This is a genomic window from Microbulbifer maximicatervae (SeqCode) (assembly GCF_052467225.1).
Genome location: NZ_CP174303.1, coordinates 3,631,137 through 3,639,382, shown reverse-complemented (window position 1 = coordinate 3,639,382; position 8,246 = coordinate 3,631,137). Strand labels below are relative to the sequence as shown.

Annotated in this window: 3 protein-coding genes; all 3 read left to right on the top strand. The window is 45.6% G+C overall.

What is annotated here, in order from left to right; all coding sequences use genetic code 11:
- Window positions 1–375 precede the first annotated feature (375 nt).
- Window positions 376–1,230 (top strand): peptidylprolyl isomerase, encoded by an 855-nt coding sequence (locus ACJJIZ_RS15865; RefSeq protein ID WP_444914066.1) that lies wholly within the window; start codon window positions 376–378, stop codon window positions 1,228–1,230.
- Window positions 1,231–1,241: 11 nt separating this feature from the next.
- Entirely contained in the window at window positions 1,242–2,135 is an 894-nt protein-coding gene (locus ACJJIZ_RS15860) for a peptidylprolyl isomerase (protein ID WP_444914065.1), read from the top strand.
- Between the two features lie 68 nt (window positions 2,136–2,203).
- Entirely contained in the window at window positions 2,204–8,035 is a 5,832-nt protein-coding gene (locus tag ACJJIZ_RS15855) for a hypothetical protein (protein ID WP_444914064.1), read from the top strand.
- Window positions 8,036–8,246 lie beyond the last annotated feature (211 nt).

The following is an 8,246-nucleotide window of genomic DNA, read 5'->3' as shown; positions in this document are numbered from 1 at the left end:
GGCAGAACAATTTTAATAATTGAGCTCTCAATATGATTTAGCCCTCAAGGAAGAGGGGATTAAAAATCAACTGGATCTGGCACGTGGAGACGATACGGATATATATGGACGTTACAGTAACTATAGGGCAATAGATTTGTAAAATAGTCCCAAGTACTGCGGGGTAATAGGTGTTTTTAAAAACAATAAGTGCATTAAATCAGCAATTATGTATTGCGTGTTGATTATTCACGCTATGACTTTACACTGCCCGCCAAAATGAAGTTTCTGCCATCCGTTTTTATACGTGAAAAAAACGTAATTAAAAAAAATTGGCTAGCGTGACTGTTTGTTAAGTCGTGCGGTGGCTTAGTAGATAGAGTATGGAGTATGAGAATGAATAGACATGTCTGGGGTATGACGCTTAAAAAATGTGCATTGTTTGCATTGGTTATAGCAACTGCAAGCTGTGGTCAAGGTGACTCTGAAGTCGTAATTGCGACTGTAGGAGATAAAAAAATTACTCAACAGCAATTTGATGATTACCTGACCTTAAAAAGAGTAGATAAGAACCGCACAGATGTCGTGGAGCGTCACAAGGAAGAGTTTTTACGTCGCGAAGCATTGGCACAGGCCATTGAGCAGCATGCGGCGGCAGGAAAAAACAACCTGAATATGCAAAAGGTAAATGCAGAGCTGAATGAGTCTCGCAAAGATCTATTAATGGGTAGGTATTTTGAGGAGTACCTCAACGAGCAGGTCAGTGAAGAGGCAGTGGGTAATTACTACACGGCCAATGCTGAAAAATATGAGAGTAAAAAAGTAAAAGTATCTCATATTCTGGTCCGCGTAAAAGGGCAGGCTACAGAGCAGGAACGCCAGGCTAAGTACACACTTGCCCACCAAATTCACAGTGAATTGGAGAGTGGAGAGAGCTTTGAGTCTCTGGTGGAAAAATACTCCGAAGATGCAATTTCTAAGAAGCGGGCGGGGAGCCTGGGCTGGATTTCTGAGGGCGCTATTGGCCCTGAGTTTGCAAAACAAGCCTTTGAGGTTTTAAAAGCGGGGCAGACCAGTGAGCCGGTGATGACACAATTTGGTTACCACCTGGTTCGGCTAGATGAAGGTCCGGCTGTCATTAAAAGCCATTTTAACAAGGTTAAAGGTGATATTCGCTACCAGCTGCGCAAAAACGCCAAAGACGCTGAAATAGAGCGACTGCTAAAAGCTGTCCCTGTTGCGCAGAAATGAGTAGAAGTGTAATGAATAAAACGGTAATTGCCTCAGCGCTTTCGTTGGGCTTGCTGGCAGGATGTGGCGGTGAAGAAGAAAAAGCCAAAGTGGAAAATTCCATCACCGCAAATCCTGATGTTTTGGTCAGTGTGGAAGGTCACTCTATTACTGAGCTTGATCTGGATTTAGCGGTTGAACGTACCACCGGCAGTGCCGGGCTATTTCAAATAGACGAAAAGGCACGTGAAAAAATACTTGAAAGTCTGGTGATGTCCAAAGCTCTCGGGCTTGCTAAAGAAAGAGAACTCAGCGAACAAGAGTTAGTCACCTTGGATCATCAAGTGGCAGCTTACCGGGATGAACTGCTGGCGAAGAAATATCTGGAAGAAAACATTACTCCCGAGCCTGTCACCGAGGCAATGGTGGAAGCCTACTATCAGGATAACCAGGATCAATATGGTGCTAAGGTCCAAAAGCGTTACGAAATTCTGAGAGCCAAAGGCAATATCAGCAGTGCCGAGCGTACCCGCATTATGGCCCAGCTCACACTCGCCGCAAACAGTGAAGTAGAAACCCAGGATTGGCAGGCTTTTGCCAAGCTATTGGAGGCGAAGAAACTCCCGGTAGCCTATTCGGCGGGTGCCTTTGTACAGGGCACTATGGCAGCGGAGTTTGAGCGCGTGATCAACCCACTTTCTGAGGGGGATGTATCCAAAGTCTTTTTTATGCGCAAAGCCCCTGCAGTCGTGAGGGTCACTGAAGTGGTTACAAGCAAACCTAAGCCCCTCGCGCAGGTTAGAAGTGAAATAAGAAAACAATTAGCCCCCGTACAACTTCGCAAGGCTATTAAAAAAGCGGCCGAGGAAGCCATGGCAGAGATGGAGATTCAATATCAACCATCGGCCGGCGAACAAAATCAATAACGGATATAACAACCTGGTCGGCTGTGGCCCGGATTATTTTTCTTTAGGGTGTTTTTGTGGATACGTTCATGCGTCGTAATAGACAAATAGGAATGTTGCTGGGGTTACTTTGTTGTGTGTTTGCCTCGGCTCTAGCAGTTGATGCTGAGGCAGCAAAATATAGGTACGAATACCATGAAGGAAGCTTCACTGACATTCCTGACTTATCCACATTGGTTCCAAAAAAAGCGGGGACACTTAGTGGTTTATCGCTGTCATCGAGAGAAGTGACACAGGGCTATGCTTACCATTTCAAAACAGAGGTGATAGTTGATACATCTGATGCCTATTACTTTCAGATTGGAGTGAGGGGAAAGGCTCGGGTTTCTCTATTGAACTATGGTCACTCTGTAGTTGTTGAGGACACAGATGTAAATACATTACACGCTATTTATTCCGATGCTTATACAAGGTATCCAGCTAACTTAGATCTCACTATTGAATTCTTAGATAATGTGGGTAATGGTGATATCAAGTTGGTTTACTCCACTATTAATGGTGGGCACAGCGAGGCGTCATTGGATGATCTCACCTTTTATGAAGATGAGTTTCCCGGTGTTAAGTATCAGTACTTTGAATATATATCGACCCCCCCATATCTACCAAATTTAAGTAATTTAACTCCTAATGCTAGTGGTGATCTTACCACTATTGAAGTTCCACCAGGTGCTACTGCCGACGAGTTCGGCATTCGCTATCAGGGACACCTTTCCCTCACTGAGGCTGGTAATTACCAGATTGTGACAACTTACGAGGGTGCTACAGATGAAGAAGTTTGGGCTGGTAATAATTTAGATTTTAAGTATACACAATCAGGTGGGACCGAAGTTCATACGAGTAAAGTTATATCAATTGGTTCCGGAACTTATCCTTTTAGTATAGATTTTCATAAAATCACTGGGACCCCCTCTATTGATATTCAGGTGATCACTCCCTCGGGCACTAAACCCCTGGCAGATTTGCTATTTAAAGAGTCATCTGATCCAGATCCAGATCCAGATCCAGACCTTGATTCTGACAATGACGGGGTGCCGGATGTAGATGATGATTTCCCTAATGACCCTAATGAAACCACAGACTCAGATAATGACAATGTGGGCGATAATGCCGATGTATATCCCAACGATCCATCGCGCTCGGAATTGGAGTCAGTGGCGAACCTGAGTGCTAAGCTCAGCGATGGTTCTGTCGAATTGTTATGGGAAGTAGTTCCTGCTAACGACACCTTAGTCGCCACCTACAATATTTTCAGCGGTATTCCTGTCAACGGCTTTATAAACTACAACTGGTTGCAAAATGTGGATCGTGGGACTCCGGGCTATACCGATACCTCAGCCACACCGGGCAATACCTATAGCTATTTTATCGAGTCAGTGATGGCCGACGGCACTCGTGCAGCTGAGGGAGTGGCCATTGCGGTTGATATTCCGGCAAATTTTCCAAGCATCAGCAACCTCACAGGTACAAGCGATCAAACCGGTGCGAGTTTAACTTGGAGTGCGGCCAATATTGATTCTGATAGTCAGTTTATTATTGCTCGCTCGATTGATGGTGGGACTTATAACACTATTGCCACGGTAGCCAGCACTGAAAGTACTTACCTTGATACGGATGCTGCCGCCAATGCCAGTATTGATTACCAAGTATTTAATGTGCAAACCCTAACGGACGGAAGCTCTGGCAACTCTTACCAAATTTTCAGTAATACTGAAATAGTCAATGTCACCACCACCGATACCACACCAGAACCCCAAAGTGGTGTGGTGGATTATAAATACTATGAAGGCAGCTTCAGCCCATTCCCCGACTTTACTACGTTGATACCGCTGGATGTTGGCAAGATGAACAGCCTGGATTTATCTCCGGCTCCTGATATTGACAGTGCTAATTACGGGATTACTTACAGCGGTACTTTTCAAATCAGCAAGGCGGGTTCCTATCTGATAATTACCCAATTACGCCACGTTGCCATGCGCATGACCGTGACAAAAAATAATGTCAGTGAAGAGTTTTTTAATTACGCCAATCTAAATCAAAATACGATATACACGTATGGCGAGGGCAGGTATTGGACACCTGGTGAATATCAATTTGAAATTGAAGTACTCTCTGAGCACGCTAACCCGATATTGAGTTTCTCCTACGAGTTCGACGATGGTCCGATGCAACCAATTACTAACTTGCTCGGCCTTGACTCCGATGAAGACGGCATAATTGATGCGCTAGATGCCTATCCCAGTGATCCTAATCGTACTGAATTGGAGAAGCTCACAGACCTGAATACCCAGGTAGCCGATGAGGCTATTGTTATCGACTGGACAGCAGTAGATGTCGTCACCAGCAATGTCGCAACTATAGAACTGCTGCGTCGGGAGTACGGTACCGGCAGTTTTACAACACTTACTAGCTTACCTGCCACAGCCACAGAGTATACAGATTCCTCTGTGCAGAATGGCAAAGCCTATGAATATATAGCGATCAACCAAACTGATACGGGTATTGCTAGTGCGCAGTCGGATATGAGTACGACATTTATTGCCTATAACAGCACTGCAGTGGATTCTTTTAGTGCTGTTCAGGAGCCCTCCGGTGTGCGTTTGACCTGGAGCTCCCCCCACAACGGAGAATTTGTGGTTTTACGTGGACTCACTGGCGGGGAGTTAAGCGAGTTAGCGGTTACCACAGATAAAACGTATTTTGATGATGCAGTGCAATTGGGTAGTTCTTATGATTACGCAATCCAGACCCGCCTAGTCTTTACCAACCCCATTGACTCCGCATCGGTCACAGAGCATGGACCAAGCTCTGCACGTGAAACTGTTGCTATGCCCAATGCCTTGGTAATGGCATTAGCAAATATGTCAGAGGTGGGTGAAGGGCAATACCAAACACTCAGTGGGCCAAATGCAGATCCCTCGATTGTAGTTGAGGGCAGCTTCGAAAACGCCCTGGGCAGTGTGACGATTAAGGCTGTGCTAGATACCCAGGAAATAGTCGCCGATGTAGACGGACAGAATTTTACCGTTACGCTGCCTCGGCCGACAGCGACTAGTGCCTGGCAAATTATTGGTAGCGCTGTCAGTGGAAGTATTCAACAGCAGGCTGCAGTCACCCTTGAATTATTATGGGATGATCAATCTCCTTCTATTGTAATCAATGGAGATAATCCGTTGGTGACTACGGAGGATTTAATTACTGTCACTGGCACAGTAAGTGATGCTCAAGGTGTGCAATCAATGGTGGTTTCTACTGACCGTCATCCAGGGCAGAGCTTCAGTGTTTTTGTTGATCAGGATGGAAGCTTTAGCGCTAGTGTACCCATCGAGTTCGACGAAAACCGAGTGAAGGTGAGTGCAACGGACATCGTTGATAACACGGATTATACGGTGCTTGTCGTGCAGCGAGCGAATATCAATCGCCCGGTTATTTCAGTCTCAAGCCATATCAATGGGCAGATCGTCAATGTTGATCAGGTGAACCTGATAGGGGAACTGACTACCGTACTGAGCCTGGCGGAGACCTCTTTGCTGGTCAACGGCCAATCGATCGGTCTGATAGAGGAAGCACAGGGACGTTACAGTTTTGCCCTTACCGATGTAAGTCTGGTAGAGGGTGATAATAAGTTTAGCTTCGTGGCCAGTGCCGGGGGTGAACAATCTGAACTTGCTTTTACATTGCAATATGAAAAAGACGGTGTGCTCAATCCACCAGTGCTGGAGTCTCTGACCCCCACCCCAGGTGCGACGGTTAGCAGCGACTCTTTTATGGTCGCCGGTGCGGTCAGTGCTGACTACCCTCTGACCAATGTAAGTATCAATGGGCAGCCTGTGTCCATCTATGAAGGCTCGACCTATGTTAATTTCAGCAATCTAATCGATTTCTCCGGTCAGCCTTCTGTAGATGTAGTGATTGAAGCACAGTCCTTAAATGGACAAAGCTTGACCGAATCTAACACCTATTATTTTGATGACCAGCCGCCGGTCATTGAAACCAGTTTGACGGAAGACGGTTATTGGAGGGTTTTTGATAATCCTTTCGAATTGGCAGGTTTGGTAACTGATACCAACTTCTCAACACTAACTGTTAACGGTCAGGTAGTAGATGTTTATCCTGGTGAACAGGAAAATCAATTTATCTTCCAGGCGATAATAGACCTTTCCACACAAAGTCAGGGTGATTTAACACCCATCGAAGTCAAGGCATTTGATCAGGCAGGCAATACCTCGGTTAAAAACTATCTTTTAAAGCCTATGCGTGATACAGAGATTGATATAATCGCTCCTCGTATCAATAGTGAGTTTTTAGTAGATGATACACACTATGATCTGCAGATTCTGGCGCGTGTAAAAAATCTTCCCGATAATCCCTATGTGTTCGGTCGTGTGCGCAAAGTTTCGGAAATGGATGAGGATGAAATTACAGAGCCCGTAGTCACTATAATCTGGAATGATGTGACTTATATGACCCTGCACGATAATGGCGTGGTCACTGGTGAAATTGAAATACCCGCAGATTCTGCAAACTATGTTTTACAGCTCTTTGTTTCTTCTGGATTTGAAGAGCTTGAATCTATGAGCTTTGCCAACCGGGGCTTTGTAGTTGAAAACCGTTATACCGCACCGCTCGAGCTGTTACGCACAGAGCCGGTTAATTTGGCTACCGGTATAGAGCCTAACGAACCTGTTATTCTCTATTTCAATAAAGGTTTTAACCCTGAAAAAATGACACTAACCGTGACAGAAACGGCTCACGGGAAAACCTATGTCAATAATGATCCTTTGGGGACTAATTTCCTTATGGCCAAAGGATCTGTTCTTCAGGAGGTCCATCGCCAACAGTCAATCGTACCTGGTGGGCTATCCCAGCTTCCTGGCGATAATATCTATGCGTTTTACCCCGAGCGTGACTTCGCTTATGACGGTCAAGTACAGGTAGAAGTAAAGTACCGCGGTGTAGATATTTACGGACAGGACGAAGAGGAAAAGATCAACCAGTTCCAGTTCCAGATCAGGCCTCTGCCCACCATGATTGAGGGCGTAGTTTTCGATCAATTTAGCCAACCGGTTGAAAATGTAAAGGTCCGTATCGATGAGTTAAACCGCGATACTGTTACTGACAGTGAGGGGGCTTTCAGCTTTGGCTACGGGGACAACGCTACTAATGCCATAAAGGGCGGGCTCTATCGATTGAGTATTAACCCTAATCTAGCGGACCGTCGTTTTGGTGAAATTAGCAGGCAGGTCAATGTTGCCAATGGTGAGCTAAACAGTGCAGGGGTGATTAAACTTGCCGCCCTCAACAAATCGATGCCATTTCAGAACCTAGTGAGTGGTAGCACTGCGGTATTGGCTAACGGAGAGCTGACCCTCGACTTAGCTAACACTGCTCTCAGATTCCCAAGTGGTGCTGATGAGGGTGGTGTGCATGTCAATATGTTACGTGCACAGGATCTGACCCTGCCAGCCATCAGCGGCCTGCAATCTAACTGGGCCTATGGTCTACAACCCCAGGGAATAACCACAAACGGTACTCTGGAGCTTAGTATGAAAGCACCCTCGCTCAATGGCAGTTACGACTATTTGCCAGATGATGGAAAGCTGGTGCTGTTAATGGCGAAAGATCCGGGACAAGACATGATGATTCCAGTCGGTGTTGGTAAAATCAATAATAAAACCATCGAAAGCCTCTCACCGATCGAAGTTCCTGTGCTTGATTACCTGGCCTATGTATTGGTACCTGACTCAGCGCAAGAGAAATTGCAACAATATGCAGATGGTGAAATTAGCTACACCGTTTTGGCCACTTTGTTGCAGACAGATGACTCACAAGATGGTGCGGTATCGCAGGAGTCTGGACAGTGACCGACTCGCGGACTTCACGTTTACCCCTTGCAGGAAATAATGTCTTGCAGGGGGTAGATTTTGAAAAATTGATTACGACTTCATCGCCAGTGACTCTGGTCAGCCCGGCATCTATGAAGTGCTTGTCAGCGTTTATTTGCTAGAAAACTAAAAAAGACTCATTCAGCGTACCAATGATTTGAATGGTTTTTACCCAATAAAATACCCCGGT

Excerpts from the sequence above, each read along its gene's own strand:
- ACJJIZ_RS15865 (WP_444914066.1), top strand. The coding sequence starts at position 376 with ATGAATAGACATGTCTGGGGTATGACGCTTAAAAAATGTGCATTGTTT.
- ACJJIZ_RS15860 (WP_444914065.1), top strand. The coding sequence starts at position 1,242 with ATGAATAAAACGGTAATTGCCTCAGCGCTTTCGTTGGGCTTGCTGGCA.
- ACJJIZ_RS15855 (WP_444914064.1), top strand. The coding sequence starts at position 2,204 with ATGCGTCGTAATAGACAAATAGGAATGTTGCTGGGGTTACTTTGTTGT.